This is a genomic window from Pandoraea commovens (assembly GCF_024704525.1).
In the GTDB taxonomy this organism is placed as follows: Bacteria; Pseudomonadota; Gammaproteobacteria; order Burkholderiales; family Burkholderiaceae; genus Pandoraea; species Pandoraea commovens.
In genome coordinates, this window is record NZ_CP102780.1 from 5,385,296 (window position 1) to 5,401,465 (window position 16,170).

Here is a 16,170-nt window from a genome sequence, read left to right on the forward strand (position 1 = left end):
TGATGAGCTCCTTCCGTTAACTATATATAATTACGTCAAATTATATATTATTTAACGACAGGTGATGTCTATGACTTCCGCCACAGCCTCCGCATCGGATGCCTTTCACCCCAGCCACCTCTGGCGACATGGATTGCTGGCGTCGATCAGTGCATCCGCCGGGTTCGCGTTGTACGCGGCCGGGTTGCGTGGCGACACGCTCGCGGTGGCGGTCGTCGTTCTGCTCTGCCTGAGCTACTGGGCGACAGGCTGGTTACCGGACTTCCTCGTCTCGCTTCTGCTGATGCTCCTGCTGGCCACGTGCACCTCGCTCGGCGCGACCGTCGTCTTCTCGGGCTTCACGTCGAGCGCGTTCTGGCTGGTCTTCAGCGGTGCGGTCATCGGCATGGCGCTGAGCGTCACGAGGCTTGGCGAACGGGTCGCCTCCCGACTCGCCGATCACTGCGGTCACGCGTACGGTCTCGCGCTCGCAGGGTTCGTGGCCATCGCGTTCGCGCTCGGCATCGTCATGCCCTCGACGCTGGGGCGCATCGCCATTCTTACGCCCATCGTGCTGAGCTTTTGCGACCGCGTCGGCCTCGTGCAAGGCCGCCCGGGACGCACCGGTCTGATGCTCGCCACCGCGCTCGCCAGTTGCGAGTTGTCGACGGCAATCCTTCCGGCCAATCTACCCAACCTCGTCATGGCAGGTACGGCCGAAACCGTGCTCGGTCTGCGTCTCGGTTACGGCGAGTACGCCGTGGCGCTGGTGCCTACGCTGGCCATCGTCCGAGGCGTCGTACTCGTGATCGTCGCGAGACACCTTTTCCCGGACCGTCTGACCGTGCTTGGCAGCAAGCGGTCGGACGCGTCAACAGTGGCGGACACCTCGATGCGCCCAGACGAAAAGCGCCTGCTCGGCGCACTCACATTGATGCTCGCACTGTGGCTCGCCGAACCGTGGCATCACATCGCGGCGGGCTGGGTGGGTCTTGGCGTGGCGCTGCTTTGCCTCGGACCGCTGCGACTGGTGAATCCAGATGCCTTCCTCAAGCAGGTCAAACTCGCCCCGCTGTGGTTCGTCGCGGCGATCATCGGTCTGACGGCCGCCGTCGATCATGCCGAGCTGGCCAGCGCCTTGCGCCCCGTGTTGGCGCGACTCGATTTGGCGCAGATGTCGACGATGTCGGCCTTTCTGATTCTGGTTGCGCTGTCGATTGCGCTGACGTTCCTCGTCACATCGAACGCAGCACCGGCGCTCTACACGCCCCTCGTCCCGGCGCTCGCGCTGGGGGCACCGTTGAGCGTGAAGGCCGTATTGCTCGCACAGACCGTCGGCATTTCAACCATCGCGCTACCTTATCAAGCGCCGCCCCTTGTGCTGGCGATGGCGCTGGCGGGCATCGGCATCCGAGATGCCACGCGCTATTGTCTGGCGACCGCCGCCGTCGCCCTCGTCACCGTCGTGCCGCTTACTGCGCTGTGGTGGCAAACCGTCGGTCTGATTCACCTCTTTGAGTCCTAACATTCCGAGGTTTTATTTCAAACGCTGGTTTGCGATATCCCCTGAGGGATACCATCGGACGTACGCTGGCAACTCAGGTTAGTGCGCATTGATCCTTTCGGAGAACGGCTCGTCTAATATCAATAAACCGTAGAAGCGCAATAGAGCAACGCCGTTTCATGCAGCCAGGGGGAGGACCTTGCATGACATCGAAGCCGTCCGCCGTCGCTAACGTCATACCCCGCGTGCCACGCGCGCGTCGCCACTGGTCGGAAGACCCGGCGCGCATTCGTCTGTACAGCGTGGCGGCCATCGTGCTCGCGCTCGCCGTGCTCGGCATCTGGGGATACCGGTATGCATGGAGTGCGACCCCGACCATCAGCCCCATCGGGCTCGACTTCCTGCCGTTCTGGGGTGCGTCGCACTTCGTGTTGCAAGGACATGCGCTCGACGCCTATAACGTCGATCTGATGACGCAGGTGCAGATTGCCGAGCAACCCTGGGCGGACAAAATCGGCGGCGTCCTCCCGTGGCTCTACCCGCCGGTCATGATGGTGTTTCTCGCACCGATTGCGCTACTGCCGTTCACCTACGCCTATACGTTGTATGCCTGCGTCGGCCTCGGGCTCTACTACGCCGCATTGCGACACACCGCCCCGTGGCCGGGCGCCCGCTTCCCGATCCTCGGCTTCCCCGGCGTACTGCTGGTGGTCATCGCCGGACAAATCGCGCTCTACACCACAGCACTCGCGGGCTTCTCTCTGGTCATGTTGCGCAAGCGCCCGGTGTGGGCCGGTGTGTTCGCGGGCCTGCTCTTCGTCAAACCGCATGTCGCCGTGCTCTTCCCCCTGGCGTTCCTCTGCGCCCGCGAGTGGCGCGCGCTCGGCGCATGCATTGCGACGGTGATCTGCACGACGGTGCTGGCCGCCGCAGTCTTCGGCATCGATGTCTACGCGACCTTCCTGCACGCCTCGGAGTTCGCGCGGCTGAGCATCGTCAACGGGACCGCGCAGATCGCGCGCGTGCCGACGTTCTTCATCACGGCGCGCATGCTCGGCGCGTCCGTCGAAGTGGCGGCTATCGTTCACGGCGTGATCGCGCTGTGCGCAGTCGCGGCGCTGATCGATTTCTGGCGGCGTCCGGGCGCCTTTGCCCTGCGCGCGGCGACGCTCGTATGCGCAACGACGCTCGTCAGTCCTTACCTCTACGACTACGACCTCACGCTGCTCGCGCTCGTCATCGCGTGGTACGTTCGCGACGGCATCGCGCGCGGTTGGCTGCGCGGCGAGCGCGAATGGCTCGTACTGCTGTGGATCACGCCCGCGCTCGGCCTGCTCGGCTCGTTGCAGATCGGCTTCCAGTTCCTGCCGTTCATCACGCTAGGCACACTCGCGATGCTGTGGAGACGCCGCCGTCGCCTCGCCCACCTGTCCGACGTTCATCACGCCGACGACGCGAAAGCGTCCGGAGACGACCGCCCCGCCACCGCCCGCGCCCCCCACGCGGACACCGCGCCAGCGTTCACGAGGTAATCGCCATGCCCCGCGCCGCCGCTCCCCGTACCGACATCTCCCACTCGCCAAGCGCGCATCGTGGGCCATCAGGCACATCAGCCACATCGGGCACGCCACTCATCTCGCTCGTCGTGCCGTGCCACAACGAAGCCCCTGCGCTCGACAAGTTCTACCGGGCCGTTTCCGCTGTCCTCGAAAGCGTGCCCAACGCGCGCTTCGAGATCGTGTGCGTGAACGACGGCAGCACCGACGACACACTCAGTTGCCTGCTCGCCTTGCGACGCGCCGACGCACGCATCCGCATCATCGACTTCACTCGCAACTTCGGTAAGGAAGCGGCCCTGAGCGCTGGCATCGACGAAGCACAAGGCGATGCCGTCATTCCCATCGACGCCGATCTTCAGGACCCGCCCGCCCTCATCCCTGTGATGATCGAACGCTGGCGCGACGGTGCGGAGGTCGTACTCGCCAAGCGGACCAATCGCGCGAGCGACACCGTCGCCAAACGCGTGGCGGCGGGGTTGTACTACCGCGTTCATAACCGTTTGTCGGAGGTGAAGTTGCCGGAGAACGTCGGCGATTTCCGGCTGATGGACCGGCGCGTCGTGACCGCCATCAAACGGTTGCCCGAGCGCCGCCGCTTCATGAAAGGGCTGTTCGCGTGGGTCGGCTTTCACACTGAAATCGTGGAGTACGTGCGCGATCCTCGTGCAGCGGGCGAGTCGAAGTTCTCAGGATGGCGGCTGTGGAATTTTGCGCTGGAAGGCATTACCAGCTTCAGCACGGTGCCGTTGCGATGCTGGACGTATATCGGCGTTTCGCTGGCGTTGATGTCGCTCGCATACGGCAGCTACATCGTGATTCGCACGTTGCTGCACGGCATCGATGTGCCGGGCTACGCGTCGTTGCTCGTCGGCATTCTGTTCCTCGGCGGCATTCAGCTGGTCGGCATCGGCGTGATCGGCGAATACGTGGGACGCATCTATTACGAATCGAAGGGACGGCCGCTCTATCTCGTACGGCGACGCTATCAGTCCAGCGTCAAGGTCAGTCACTTGCCTGCGCGCACGGGCGTGCGACATGTCGCGGGCAAAGCCATCGGCAAGCTCACGCGCCTCGATATGTCCAATAACGGTGAAGCAGGAAAGTCGTCGGCGGCACAGTCAGTACCACGGCCGCGATTCCGATCCAGTGGTTCCCGCCAAGGTACTCGACCGTTCGTGCGACGCATGTCGTGAGTAGCAGGCCGAAGATCGACACCGGCAGAAATCGCGCGAGGTTCGTGCGATGCACGCGTGCGGAAAAACTCCATAACGTGTTGAGCAGATAGGAACACGGCGTCGCCACACAGAACGCCACGGCGTTCGCAGGCACCGAACCCACGCCGAACACTTCGATGAGCGTGATCGCCACGATCACATGTACTGCCGTCGAAATCACACCCGAGACCCCGAAACGCATCAGCGGCACGAGCAGCGTACGCATGAAAGGCGACGCACGCCAGCGTTGGGCGCGCGTCGCAGGCGCATGCCTGTCGGAAGATGTCTGACGTAAATCCGGCATCGGGACTGACTCACTGAGAAAGACGACGAAAGCGGTTCGCCTGACAATACCAGCACACACACGTCGGATTGCCAATGGCTTGCACTGCAACATCGGCGCATGCGCCCGTCAGGATTGGACGATTAAGAATTTATGCCATTTCTTCTGCATTTGGGTTGCGTGCCTGAATGAGACGTCTAGGATTGCGAGGTATTACGCCGACGATGTCGCAACAACAAGAAGCCGTCCCATAACAGGAGGAAGACAATGCAACGCCCCAATGCCATTCACGCCGCCGGTGCGCTGGCCTTTGCCGTCACGACGTGGAGCGCGTCCCTGCATGCTGCCGATGCCACGGCATCATCCGCTTCACCTTCCTCGCAAACGCTGACCGTTGCCGGATTGTCGCAACCCGCCGACATTCTGATCGATCGCAATGGCGTGCCGCACATCTTCGCTGCGAACGAGCGCGACGGCTTCTTCGTGCAAGGTTTCAATGCCGCACGCGATCGTCTGTTCCAGATCGACCTCTGGCGACGCCGTGGGCTCGGCCAACTCTCCGAAGTGTTCGGCCGCGCCTATGTGGCGCAGGACGATGCGGCGAGACGTTTCGTCTACCGGGGCGATATGGCGACGGAGTGGCGTCGCTACGGCCCCGACGCGAAACCGGCGGCGGAAGCGTTCGCCGCTGGGGTGAACGCCTACATCGACTGGCTCGCGCGGAACCCCGATCAGATGCCGTACGAATTCCGCAAGGTCGGCTACTGGCCAGCCAAATGGTCGGCCGAGGACATTGTGCGCATTCGCAGCCACGGCCTTACGCGCAACCTCAAAAGCGAAGTGGCGCGTGCCAAGGTCGTGTGCCACGCATCGCTCGACGCGGACAGCGTGCGCGTCGGCCTGCAACCCGCGTGGAAGACCCAGGTGCCTGATGGCCTCGACCCCTGCCTGCCGGACGATCTGCTCAAGGTCTTCGACCTCGCCACGCAGGGCGTGAAGATCACCAGGGATTCGTTGCAACACGCCAACGCCGACATCGTCCAGCTCGCCGAGAACGGTCCTTACGACGTCTCCACCGAATCGGCGGAAGGCAGTAACAACTGGGTCGTCTCGCCGCAGAAGTCGGCCACGGGACGCGCCATCATGGCCAACGATCCGCACCGCGCTTATGCTGCACCGAGTCTGCGCTACATCGTGCAGGTCAGCACGCCCACGCTGAACCTGATCGGCGCGGGCGAGCCTGCGATTCCCGGCGTCGCCATCGGTCACAACGGCACCATCGCCTTCGGTCTCACGATCTTCAACATCGATCAGGAAGATCTCTACGTCTACGAACTCAATCCGGCCAACCCCGACCAGTACCGTTACCGGGGCAAGTGGGTGCCGATGCGCACCGTGCACGAGACGATCGACGTTCGCGACGGCGCGCCGGTTCAGACCGACCTCAAGTTCACGAAGCACGGCCCTGTGATTTATGTAGATGCCGCGAAGCATCGCGCTTATGCCGTGCGCACCGCATGGCTGGAACCTGGCATGTCACCGTACTTCGACGCCATGCGCTACATGCGCGCGAAAACCTACGCCCAGTTCCAGACAGCGCTCGACACGTGGGGCGCACCGACCGTCAATCAGGTTTATGCGGATGCCTCGGGCAATATCGGATGGGTGCCGAGCGGCATGGCACCGATTCGCCCGAACTGGGATGGCCTTATGCCCGTGCCCGGCGACGGACGCTATGAGTGGGCAGGCTTCTGGCGTCGCGATCAGTTGCCGTCCGCGTACAACCCGGAAAGTGGCTACTTCACAACGTCCAACGAAATGAACATGCCCGCAGGCTATCCCTACGCGCAGCGCAAGCTCGGCTTCGAGTGGACGAACGGCTCACGACATGCGCGCATCGACGAAGTCCTGAAGGCGAAGGACAAGGTCTCGCTGGAAGACTCGGAGCAGTTGCAGAACGACATCGTGTCGATTCCGGCGCGGCGTCTGATGGCATTGCTCGCACCGCTGTCGAGCAACGATCCGCGCACGTCCTCGGCGCTCAAGCTCCTGAAGGGATGGGACGCGCACATGGGCGCGGACTCGGCGCAGGCCGCGCTCGAAGAGGTCTGGTTCAGCCGTCATCTGGGGCGCGCATACAAGAATGCGGTGCTGCCGAAGGCCGCCGCCGACACGTTCGGTGCGCCCGACCCGGCATCGATGCTCGACGCGCTCGAACAACCGGCCGTCCGCTTCGGCGAGAACGCTGCGGCCAAACGCGATGCCGTGCTGCTTGCGAGCCTTGGAGACGCCTGGGACGAGATGGTCAAACTGCAAGGGACCGATCCTGGCGCTTGGCAGTGGGGCAAGCTCCAGACGAACCTGAATGCTCACCCGCTCGCCGACGCCGTGGACGCCGACATGCGCGCCAAGCTCAATGTGGGTCCGTTGCCGAAGGGTGGCAGTCCGTTCACGCCGAATCAGTCGACGTATCGCGTGAGCGATTTCCGTCAGACGAACGGGCCGTCGTTCCGGATCGTGGTCGACGTGGGGAACTGGGACAACACGCGTGCGATGAACTTGCCGGGCGAATCGGGTAACCCCGACAGCCCCCACTATCGCGATCTCGCGCAGAAGTGGCTCGACGGCGAGTACTTCAAGCTCCCGTACTCACGCGAGGCCGTGGAAGCGGCGACGGAATCGCGTCTGCACCTCGTGCCGGAGACGTCGCGTTGATGACGTGAGCCAGCGACATCGCCGGAAACGAAAACAGCCGGTGGGTACACTCCACCGGCTGTTTCGAGAACTGCCATTACGAGGCTCGGCCCCTTCGGCTCAATGGCCGCCGGGCACGAACTCCGGCTTGTCTCGCTTCGTGCCGCGCGTGCTGTCGACGGCGTTCGTCGGCACCAGCATGAACAGCAACATCACGCCAATCGAGATCGCGAGGATCGACAGGAACGTCAGGTGCAGCGAGTGTTGCAGTACCGCGCGAATCGCCTGATCGGCCAGCGACGACACGCCGCGATCTTCCAGCACGTGGCGCAGTTGGTCCGACGTCACCGGTGCCAGCCCGCTCGAATGCGTCAGGCCGAAGTTGAGCACAGCGCCAAAGAGCGTCGCACCCAGTGTGCTGCCGAGGTTGCGCGAGAAGATGTTCGACGCCGTGGCGCTGCCACGCTCCGAGGGGCCGACCAGTTCCTGAATCAGCACCAGCGCGCTCACGCTGCCCGTGCCCATCGAGAAGCCCATGATCAGCGAGCCGAAACCGGCCAGCATCGGCGAGCTGCTTGGTCCAAGCAACGCGAAGACAAGGCCGCCGACCGGCATGAGCAGGCTGCCGCCGACCAGCACGCGACGCAGGCCGAAGCGCGTGAAAGTCTTCGCCGCAATCGTCGAGCCGATCGGCCAGCCGACCATGATCATCGTCAGGGCCATACCGGCGACGACCGGCGTCTGACGCAACACGCCCTGCGCGTACATCGGGAGGAAGGTCGTCAGGCCCATCAGCACCATGCCCGAGAGCAGCGTCGCCGCGTTGGCTGCTGCAATCGGACGACGACTCCACAGTGCGAACGAAATCATCGGATCCTTCGCGCGACGCTCCTGCCAGACGAACAGCAACGACGCCAGGACGCAGGCGAGCACGCCACCCCAGACATGCGTGTCGGTGAAGGCATTGGCGTCCGTCAACGCGATCATCAGGCCCGCGACGGCAATCGTGAAGAACACGGCGCCCATGTAATCGATGCTCGGACGCTGACGCGGTGCCTCTTCGTGCAGATACGCGATGAAACCTGCCGCAGCCAGCAAGCCGATCGGGATGTTGAGCCAGAAGATCCACGACCACGACATATCGCGAATGATCAGACCGCCCAGCATCGGGCCAAGCACCGCCGAGATGGCCCACACGCTCGCCAGATAGCCCTGCACCTTGCCGCGCTCGCTGATCGGGTAGTAGTCGGCAATGATCACCAGACTGACCGGCTGAATACACGCCGCGCCCACGCCTTGCAACAGGCGGAACGCGATCATCGCAGGCATCGACCAGGCGAAACCGCCGCCCAGCGAGGCGACGAGAAATACGGCGATGCCGACGAGAATGACCGGCTTGCGTCCGTAGATGTCGGCGAGCTTGCCGAACACTACGGTCATGGCCGTTTGCGCGAGAAGGAAGGCGGAGAACACCCAGCTATAGAGATTCAGGCCGCCGAGTTGGGCCACGATTTGCGGCATGGCCGTCGAAATGATCGTGGCCTCGATGGCAACCATAGAGGTCGCCGCCATGACGGATGCCACAATCAATGGCCGCACGGAATTGCGTGTCGCAGACATGTGTTTTTTTGAAGTGGGGGATACGGCGTAACAACTTGCGAGAAAGGCGCGACACCCGTGTCAGGTGCAGCAGCCGCTGCCAGATGGCGGAAGACGGGGATCGAACGTGGCGGTCGTGCCGCACGCGTAGTCAAGACGACTTGGGCCTGGCGATGGCGACAAGCATAGCTGAATGCGGCAAAACACGTACGAGGCGCATCGGCACGATTCGCCTCGTCGCCGTGAAGCGACGCGCGACGTCCCGAAATCCGATGCGAACTTGCGGCCTATCGTCGCAGGGGAGCGTAGCGCAAAGCGCGTCGAATTATTACCTGGTGAGAATTTCCGCCCGACGACATCTCGGGCGGATGGCGGTTACGCCGTGCCGCGATTGCGTTTGATCACGCCGTAGATCGCAAGCAGCACAATGGCGCCGATGATCGAAGCGATCCAGCCTGCGGACTGGCCTTCCGAATACAGGTGGAGAAACTGACCGACATACTTGGCGAGCAGCGCGCCCGCAATCCCAAGGATGATCGTCATGATGATGCCCATGCTGTCCCGCCCGGGATGCAGGGCGCGTGCAATGAGACCGACGACCAGACCGACCACGATAGTGCCGATGATGCCCATGAGGAATCTCCAAGGACGGGAACCCGAACGCAGTATAGACCCGAATTCCGAAGACCCGCACCCAATATCTGAACCGGACGACGCTAGCCCTCCGACGGCCCCCAACACCTGATATATCAAGCAAATTGCGCCCGACCGCCGTCCCGGCGCGGGCCTTCTCTATGTCGGGTATAAGGGATGACTATTTGTCAAAACCCGACGGCTGCGCGATGATGGGGCACGCCGTCCCAATGCGCGGGGACGCGAGACCATTGAAACGGGCATCGCGTCGACGCGCTATAATCAGGGGCTATTAGATCCCCCACACCATGCAACTGCTCGCTCTCGGCCTGAACCACCACACGGCGCCCGTCTCGCTGCGCGAACGGGTGGCGTTTCCGTTCGAGCGGATCGAGCCGGCGCTGGCGGGCCTCAAGAGTCTGTGGACCGGCAGCGGCAAGTTGAGCGCGCCCGAGGCCGCCATCCTGTCGACGTGCAATCGCACCGAGATCTACTGCGTGACGGACGATGCCGCAGCGCGTGAGCGCGCGGTGCACTGGCTGTCCCAGTTCCACAACATTCCCGCCGGCGACCTCGCCCCCCATCTGTACGCCCTGCCCCAGTCCGACGCCGTGCGTCACGCCTTTCGCGTGGCCAGCGGTCTGGACTCGATGGTGCTGGGTGAGACGCAGATTCTCGGGCAGTTGAAGGACGCCGTGCGCACCGCCGCTGAGGCCGGTGCGCTAGGCACGTATCTGAACCAGCTTTTCCAGCGCACGTTCGCGGTGGCCAAGGAAGTCCGTGGCCAGACCGAGATCGGTGCGCATTCGGTGTCGATGGCCGCTGCGGCGGTGCGTCTCGCGCAGCGTATTTTCGAGAGCATCAGTACGCAGAAGGTGCTGTTCATCGGCGCGGGCGAGATGATCGACCTGTGCGCGACACACTTCGCCGCGCAAAATCCGAAAGCCCTGTACATCGCCAACCGGACGGCCGAACGCGGCGAAAAGCTCGCCGAGCGTCTGGGCGGCACGGCGATCCGTCTGTCGGAGTTGCCGCAACGTCTGCACGAGTTCGACATCGTCGTGTCGTGCACGGCGAGTACGTTGCCGCTGATCGGGCTGGGCGCCGTCGAGCGCGCCATCAAGGCCCGTAAGCACAAGCCGATGTTCATGGTCGATCTGGCCGTGCCACGCGACATCGAACCGGAAGTCGGTCGTCTGGCCGACGTTTTCCTGTACACCGTCGACGATCTCGGTGCGGTCGTGCGCGAAGGCAACGCGCTGCGTCAGGCAGCAGTTGCGCAAGCCGAAGCGATCATCGAGACGCGCGTGCAGAACTTCATGCAATGGCTCGACGCGCGCAGCGTCGTGCCGGTCATTCGCGATATCCACGGCACTGCCGAGGCCATGCGTGTGGCCGAACTTGAGCGTGCCCAGCGCATGCTCGCGCGTGGCGACGATCCTGCCGCCGTGCTCGAAGCCCTGTCCCAGTCCCTCACCAAGAAATTCCTGCACGGCCCGACGCACGCGCTCAATACGGCGCGCGGCGATTCGCGCGAGCAAATCCTTCACCTCATTCCCGAACTGTTCCGCACCTCGGGATCCGCCGACAAATAGATGAAAGCGAGCATGCAAGCCAAGCTCGACCAATTGACGCAACGTCTGGTCGAGCTTGATGGCCTATTGAGCCAGGGCGACGTTACCCGCGACCTGGACAACTACCGCAAGCTCACGCGCGAACATGCCGAGCTGGCGCCCGTCGTCGCGCAATATCAGCAATATCGTCAGGCGCTGGGAGATGTGGCGGCCGCGCAGGAAATGGCGTCCGATCCGGAAATGCGCGAGTTCGCCGAAGACGAAGCTGCGAACGCCCGTACTCGCATGGAAGATCTGGAAGGCACGCTGCAACGCATGCTGCTGCCGCGCGATCCCAACGACGACCGCAACATCTATCTCGAAATCCGCGCGGGCACCGGCGGCGACGAATCGGCGCTGTTCGCGGGCGATCTGCTGCGCATGTACTCGCGCTATGCGGAGCGTCAGCGCTGGCAGGTCGAGATCATGTCGGCGAGCGAATCGGATCTGGGCGGGTACAAGGAAGTCATTGTCCGGCTCGTCGGTCAGGGCGCCTATTCGCGTCTGAAGTTCGAGTCGGGCGGCCATCGCGTGCAGCGCGTGCCCGCCACCGAAACGCAGGGACGCATTCACACGTCCGCCTGCACCGTCGCCGTGATGCCGGAAGCGGACGATGTCGCCGACGTCGAAATCAACCCGGCCGACATTCGCATCGACACGTTCCGTGCCTCAGGCGCAGGCGGTCAGCACGTCAACAAGACGGATTCGGCCGTGCGCATCACGCACTTGCCGACGGGCATCGTCGTGGAGTGTCAGGACGACCGCTCGCAACACCGCAACAAGGACAAGGCGCTCAAGGTGCTCGCCGCGCGCATCAAAGATGCGCAACTGCGCGCCCAGCAAGCCAAGGAAGCCGCCACCCGCAAGAGCCTGATCGGTTCCGGCGACCGCTCGGAGCGCATTCGCACGTACAACTTCCCGCAGGGGCGGATGACGGATCACCGCATCAACCTCACGCTCTACAAGCTCGAATACATCATGGACGGCGATCTCGACGAGATGATCAACGCATTGGTGACCGAGCATCAGGCGGAATTGCTGGCGTCGCTGGGCGAGGCGGCCTGATGACGCAGGATGGGCAGACCGCGCAAGACGGCAGCGCCGCCCCCGTCGGGGTGGCCACCGTCGCCACGCTGCTGCGTGAGCCGGGCCTGCCGCCCATGGAGTCGCGCATCCTGCTCTCGCACGTGCTCGGCTGGAGCCGTACCCAACTGATTACCCGCGACCGCGAGCCGCTCGCACCCGAGACGGTCGCCGTCTACCGGGCCTTGCATGCGCGTCGCGTGGCGGGCGAACCCATCGCCTATCTCACCGGCACGCGGGAATTCTTCGGACTGACGCTCACTGTCACCCCGTCCGTCCTCATCCCCCGGCCGGAAACGGAACTGCTCGTAGAGCTTGCGCTGGCGCGCATCGAAGGACGCCAGACGCCGCGCGTGCTCGATCTCGGCACCGGCAGCGGCGCGATTGCGCTGGCCATCGCGCATAGTCGTCCCGATGCGCGCGTCACCGCGCTGGACCGATCTGCCGCCGCCCTCGACGTCGCCCGTGAAAACGCCCGGCAACTCGGGCTGGACGGCCACGTCCGGTTCCTGGCGAGCGATTGGTATGACGCATTGCCCGCCGACGAGGCCCCGTTCGATCTGATCGTCTCCAATCCGCCCTACATCGTGTCGGGCGACGAACACCTCTCGCAGGGTGATCTGCGCTTCGAACCGGTCGACGCCCTGACCGATCACGCCGACGGCCTCGCCGCCCTGCGCGTCATCGTGGCGGGCGCACCGCAGCGGCTGAAGCCCGATAGCTGGCTGCTGTGCGAGCATGGCTACCATCAGGCAGCGGACGTCCGGGCGCTTTGCACGGCGGCGGGTTTCACGGACGTGGCCTCCGAACGCGACCTTGCGGGCATCGAGCGCACGACCGGCGGACGCCGCCCCTGATCGAACGTCAGAGCGGGCGCCGACGGGCGGCGCGGAAAACCGTTAAAATGCCGGATACGCCGACTTTCCGGCATCCCCACGGGCTTTACGAACATGACCACCCAGCAACGTATCCAGCAAATCGTCTCCGAGCACCCCGTCGTCCTTTTCATGAAGGGCAACGCACAATTCCCGCAGTGCGGCTTTTCCGGCCGTGCCATGCAGATCCTCAAGGCATGCGACGTTAAAGACCTGCACACGGTCAACGTGTTGGAAGACGAGGAAATCCGTCAAGGCGTAAAGGAATTCGCCAACTGGCCGACGATTCCGCAGCTCTACATCAAGGGCGAATTCATCGGCGGCTCGGACATCATGATGGAGATGTACCAGAGCGGCGAACTCAAGCAGATCATCGCTGAACTCGTCTAAGTGGCCTTAGCGCCCGATCTCTCCGATCGACAGTCGATGGCCCTATCGACGGGTATTACCCGAACGTCCGCACCTTCGCGTCTGATCGTCGCCATTACCGGCGCGACGGGCGCGGTGTACGGCGTGCGCCTGCTCGAACGCCTGCGTGCGATGGGCGGCGTCGAAACGCATCTGATGGTCTCGAGTGCAGGCTGGCTCACGCTGCGTCACGAACTCGGGCTGGAACGCTCGGACGTGCAGGCGCTCGCCGATCAGTACCACAGCGTGCGGGAGATCGGCGCGAACATCGCCAGCGGATCGTTTGCCACGGCCGGTATGGTCGTCGCACCCTGCTCGATGAAGACGCTCGCAAGCGTCGCGCACGGGCTGTCCGACAATCTGATCGCCCGCGCCGCCGACGTCACCCTGAAGGAACGTCGCCGTCTGGTATTGATGGTGCGTGAGACGCCCTTCAACCTTGCACATCTGCGCAATATGACGGCCGTCACCGAAATGGGCGGCATCGTCTACCCGCCTCTCCCCGCGTTCTACAACCGCCCGGCATCGCTCGACGCGATGGTCGACGACACCGTCGCGCGTGTGATCGATCTGTTCGGGATTGCGCCGCCCGTCGCCTCAAGCTGGGACGGTCTGGGCAAGGATGTCGAAGGCTGAGCGTCACGCGCGCCCTCGCTTCTGGCGCACGCAGTATCCCCCTTCCGTTTATCTCACGCCGTCGACCCAGCGTTGCAGCGTGTCGAGCGCGCCCTGAGACTGTCCGGCGGCGGACTCCGGTGTCTGCACGCACAGTTCCAACATGATCTCGTTCGGGTCGAGCAGATAGAGATGCTCGCCGTCGCCATGACGCTCAACGGCAAACGGCACCTCGTGGGCAGTGAGCCGCGACTTCCAGCGCTCCAGCGCTTCAAGGTCGCGCACGCGTAACGCAACGTGATGGATCTGAGTCGCGGGCGTGTCGGAATGAGGTTCGGGTGCGAGGCCGTCGCAATTGAAAAACGCCAGCGCCTGACCGGGTTCGATCTGATAACTGACGAGCAGATAGGGTTTGCCCCACAACCGGCTCATGCCGGTCTGAGCGCCTGCGAGTGTGAAACCCATCACGTCGACGTAGAATCGGTGCGTGAGCGTCGCATCGTAGCTTGGATACGCGACGTGATCGATGGCCACCGGCGTGACAGCCGGTGCAGCGGGCGCAGCCCGCCCGAGTGCCGTGGAGTCGACGGCAGAAGTGGGATCCAGCATCGCCTGGTTCATCTCGATCCCCCGGACGGCAAAGTCGTGATGGCATTCAGGAAACTGCGTCTGTAGTGTAGTCCTGCAACCTGCGTGGCATCAACCGAGTGTCAGCAAGACCCGCATGGACTATAGTGAAAACGCCACACTTTGCGTGCCGAACCGCATGGTTGCGTCTCTCCAGGGACTTTCGCATGAATGCACCTGCCCTGGATGCCGCCCCGACACGCATCCCCCCAGTGGTGTGACATGTACGCGACCGGAGTTTGTCATGGAGACCGCCCTCTCGCCTGTTGTCGTCTACGCCGTTGTGACGCTCGTGTTCGTCATGCTGGTCCTTGTCGTGCCTGCGGGCGCGCGCTGGCGCAACGTCGCCTGGCCTGCTGCCGTACCACCGCTCTCCCCGCACCGTCCCGGCGACCTGCTCGGCACACCCCGCACACCGTACTGGCGTTCGCCGAACGACACCCACGATTTGCGTCGGCCGTCCTACTTCGCGACCTCCGAACGACGCGGCCGGCGTCCGGCAAGTTTTCTCGCACCACGAGACCACGAACGCCGGTAGGTCTGCTGACGCTCATCTCCTTCGCCCCCCTTACGCCTTGTTACATCTGTAGTGCCGCCGTAGCACCGGCGGCGGCTCCTCGTCCGTAAAATTTCAATTACGGATCGCGCGCCAGCACACACAGCGCAGCGCTTAATAAGGAGAACAGATGCAACGTCGTTTCTGGATGGCCACCGCCACCCTCGCGGGACTCACTGCAGCATTCGTGTCGGGCAGCGCTTTCGCACGCACCGACGTGTCGGTCAACATCGGCATTCCCGGCCCGGCTATCGTGGCGCCGGGTCCGGTCTACGCACCGCCGCCCGTCTACGCCGCACCGGCACCGATGATGGTCGCTCCGCCGCCCGTCGTGTATGGCCCGCCCCCGCGCTACTGGCGAGGCCCGCCGCCGCGCCACTGGCATCACGATCGCGGCTGGGATCGCCGTGGATGGGACCATCGCGACCATCGCGACTATCGCCATCGCTAGTATTCCCCGCCTTCAAGGCGATACAGCGTCAAAGAAAAGCCCCGCAGGTCAACCGACCTGCGGGGCTTTCACTTTTAAGCACGTCCATCGTTGAAAACGTCGTTCTGACGAACGTCGCTGCGAACGGATTGCATCGACCTATGCAATGCGCGCATGAAGCCTCGACGATTTATCGACGCTTCATGCGCCATCGCGCATTCAGGCACTCATCGGCATTCGAGTAATTTACGACCTCGCTTTAACGCGACGAATGGTTTCGTAGCTCACCAGGCAATGCACTTTCGATACTGCGAGAGGAACTTGGGCCCAAGTTATTTCAATAGCGATAGCAGCAACGATGCCCGTAATAACCACCACCGTAATAGGGCCGTTCCGGAACGACAACGCATCCGGCAAGCGTGATAGCAAGCAACGCAGCGACGACTAACTTCATGATCTGACTCCACAGGTAAGAACGCGAATCCGTTCGCTTTCTTT

The 16,170-nt window shown here is 63.5% G+C and carries 15 protein-coding genes and 1 pseudogene; 12 read left to right on the top strand and 4 right to left on the bottom strand.

What is annotated here, in order from left to right; genetic code table 11:
- Nucleotides 1-70: 70 nt before the first annotated feature.
- From NTU39_RS24250 to NTU39_RS24260, 3 genes and pseudogenes are all read left to right on the top strand, one after another.
- Nucleotides 71-1,504: an SLC13 family permease gene (locus NTU39_RS24250; protein ID WP_257958752.1), complete on the top strand. Its 1,434-nt coding sequence runs from the start codon at nt 71-73 to the stop codon at nt 1,502-1,504.
- A 182-nt stretch (nt 1,505-1,686) separates the two neighbouring features.
- Nucleotides 1,687-3,015: a glycosyltransferase family 87 protein gene (locus tag NTU39_RS24255; RefSeq protein ID WP_257958753.1), complete on the top strand. Its 1,329-nt coding sequence runs from the start codon at nt 1,687-1,689 to the stop codon at nt 3,013-3,015.
- 5 nt (nt 3,016-3,020) lie between these two features.
- Nucleotides 3,021-4,112 (top strand): annotated as a pseudogene (locus NTU39_RS24260) (glycosyltransferase family 2 protein); the annotation flags it as partial.
- Here NTU39_RS24260 and NTU39_RS24265 read toward each other — a convergent pair.
- Nucleotides 4,105-4,458, bottom strand: a complete 354-nt coding sequence (locus NTU39_RS24265; RefSeq protein ID WP_257960134.1) for a GtrA family protein — start codon at nt 4,456-4,458, stop codon at nt 4,105-4,107. The pseudogene NTU39_RS24260 and the gene NTU39_RS24265 overlap by 8 nt on opposite strands.
- Between NTU39_RS24265 and NTU39_RS24270 the strand changes: the two genes are divergently transcribed.
- Together NTU39_RS24270 and NTU39_RS24275 are read left to right on the top strand one after the other, a co-directional pair.
- On the top strand, nt 4,394-4,546 hold the full coding sequence (locus NTU39_RS24270) for a hypothetical protein (protein WP_246184746.1): 153 nt from the start codon (nt 4,394-4,396) through the stop codon (nt 4,544-4,546). The genes NTU39_RS24265 and NTU39_RS24270 overlap by 65 nt on opposite strands.
- Nucleotides 4,547-4,806: 260 nt before the next feature.
- Nucleotides 4,807-7,254: a penicillin acylase family protein gene (locus NTU39_RS24275; RefSeq protein ID WP_257958754.1), complete on the top strand. Its 2,448-nt coding sequence runs from the start codon at nt 4,807-4,809 to the stop codon at nt 7,252-7,254.
- A 99-nt stretch (nt 7,255-7,353) separates the two neighbouring features.
- Here the strand turns inward: NTU39_RS24275 and NTU39_RS24280 are convergent, their stop codons facing one another.
- Together NTU39_RS24280 and NTU39_RS24285 are read right to left on the bottom strand one after the other, a co-directional pair.
- Nucleotides 7,354-8,853 (bottom strand): MDR family MFS transporter, encoded by a 1,500-nt coding sequence (locus tag NTU39_RS24280; protein WP_150666174.1) that lies wholly within the window; start codon nt 8,851-8,853, stop codon nt 7,354-7,356.
- A 354-nt stretch (nt 8,854-9,207) separates the two neighbouring features.
- Nucleotides 9,208-9,465 (bottom strand): GlsB/YeaQ/YmgE family stress response membrane protein, encoded by a 258-nt coding sequence (locus tag NTU39_RS24285; protein ID WP_039393436.1) that lies wholly within the window; start codon nt 9,463-9,465, stop codon nt 9,208-9,210.
- A gap of 308 nt (nt 9,466-9,773) precedes the next feature.
- On the opposite strand from NTU39_RS24285, the gene hemA reads away from it, so the two are divergent.
- The 5 genes from hemA to NTU39_RS24310 all read left to right on the top strand — a co-directional run bounded on the left by hemA (nt 9,774) and on the right by NTU39_RS24310 (nt 14,080).
- Nucleotides 9,774-11,060: a glutamyl-tRNA reductase gene (hemA, locus tag NTU39_RS24290; RefSeq protein ID WP_039393438.1), complete on the top strand. Its 1,287-nt coding sequence runs from the start codon at nt 9,774-9,776 to the stop codon at nt 11,058-11,060.
- Complete coding sequence (gene prfA / locus NTU39_RS24295; protein WP_150666175.1) at nt 11,061-12,143, top strand: peptide chain release factor 1; 1,083 nt, start codon at nt 11,061-11,063, stop codon at nt 12,141-12,143.
- Nucleotides 12,143-13,018 carry a peptide chain release factor N(5)-glutamine methyltransferase gene (prmC, locus tag NTU39_RS24300; protein ID WP_257958756.1) on the top strand — a complete coding sequence of 292 codons (876 nt, stop codon included), beginning with the start codon at nt 12,143-12,145 and terminating at the stop codon, nt 13,016-13,018. Before prfA ends, prmC begins: the two co-directional genes overlap by 1 nt.
- Before the next feature lie 93 nt (nt 13,019-13,111).
- Complete coding sequence (grxD, locus tag NTU39_RS24305; protein WP_257958757.1) at nt 13,112-13,426, top strand: Grx4 family monothiol glutaredoxin; 315 nt, start codon at nt 13,112-13,114, stop codon at nt 13,424-13,426.
- Between the two features lie 36 nt (nt 13,427-13,462).
- Nucleotides 13,463-14,080, top strand: a complete 618-nt coding sequence (locus NTU39_RS24310) for a UbiX family flavin prenyltransferase (RefSeq protein WP_150666178.1) — start codon at nt 13,463-13,465, stop codon at nt 14,078-14,080.
- 48 nt (nt 14,081-14,128) lie between these two features.
- Here the strand turns inward: NTU39_RS24310 and NTU39_RS24315 are convergent, their stop codons facing one another.
- On the bottom strand, nt 14,129-14,668 hold the full coding sequence (locus NTU39_RS24315) for a VOC family protein (RefSeq protein WP_174985048.1): 540 nt from the start codon (nt 14,666-14,668) through the stop codon (nt 14,129-14,131).
- 262 nt (nt 14,669-14,930) lie between these two features.
- Here NTU39_RS24315 and NTU39_RS24320 point away from each other — a divergent pair, with 262 nt between their 5' ends.
- Nucleotides 14,931-15,224 carry a hypothetical protein gene (locus NTU39_RS24320; RefSeq protein ID WP_150666180.1) on the top strand — a complete coding sequence of 98 codons (294 nt, stop codon included), beginning with the start codon at nt 14,931-14,933 and terminating at the stop codon, nt 15,222-15,224.
- A gap of 148 nt (nt 15,225-15,372) precedes the next feature.
- Nucleotides 15,373-15,693: a hypothetical protein gene (locus NTU39_RS24325; protein ID WP_246184727.1), complete on the top strand. Its 321-nt coding sequence runs from the start codon at nt 15,373-15,375 to the stop codon at nt 15,691-15,693.
- Nucleotides 15,694-16,170 lie beyond the last annotated feature (477 nt).